Consider the following 747-nt stretch of genomic DNA (forward strand, 5'->3'; position numbering starts at 1 on the left):
CTGGGTCACACCGTGCGTCTGATTCCACCGTCCTATGTAAAGCCGTTTGTTAAGCGTCAGAAAAACGATATGGCCGATGCAGAAGCGATTTGCGAAGCGGCCCAACGCCCCACCATGCGCTTTGCCGCCGTGAAGAGTGAGGACCAGCAGGCGAGCGCGGTCGTGTTTCGCGCTCGCGATCTTTTGGTCCGGCAACGTACTCAGATCATAAACGCGTTGCGAGGTCACCTCGCCGAATACGGCCTGGTCGTTGCAAAGGGAACGTCCAATGTCGCCGCGCTGGTTGAGCACGCGCAAGCTTCCGGGAGCAGCGTGCCAACGGCGGCGCACCCGGCGCTCGATATCCTTGTCAAGATGCTGGGGGTGCTGGAAGCGCAAATCAAGCACCTCGATATTGAGATCGCGCGACGAGCCCGAGAAGAGGAAGTTGCCCGGCGGCTTATGACGTTCCTGGCATCGGCCCAATCACGGCGACAGCTCTGATGGCGCTAGCGCCTGACCCTGAAAACTTCAAACGTGGCCGGGATTTCGCCGCGTGGTTGGGGTTGACCCCGCTGCAACGTTCCACTGGTGGAAAACAGAAGCTCGGCCAAATATCGAAAATGGGTGAGCGAACACTACGGCGTCTCCTCATCATCGGGGCGAGTGCGGTGGTGAAGCTGGCTCGCCGACGCGGTGCATCGCAAGGGAGATGGCTGGAGCGCATGCTCGCTCGTAAGCCGCCCATGCTTGTCGCGGTGGCTCTTG

1 pseudogene is annotated in these 747 nt (G+C 60.5%); it reads left to right on the top strand.

From position 1 onward, the window contains the following. Nucleotides 1-747: pseudogene (locus IVB12_RS10605) on the top strand (IS110 family transposase); the annotation flags it as partial.

This window comes from Bradyrhizobium sp. 179 (genome assembly GCF_023073535.1).
In the GTDB taxonomy this organism is placed as follows: Bacteria; Pseudomonadota; Alphaproteobacteria; order Rhizobiales; family Xanthobacteraceae; genus Bradyrhizobium.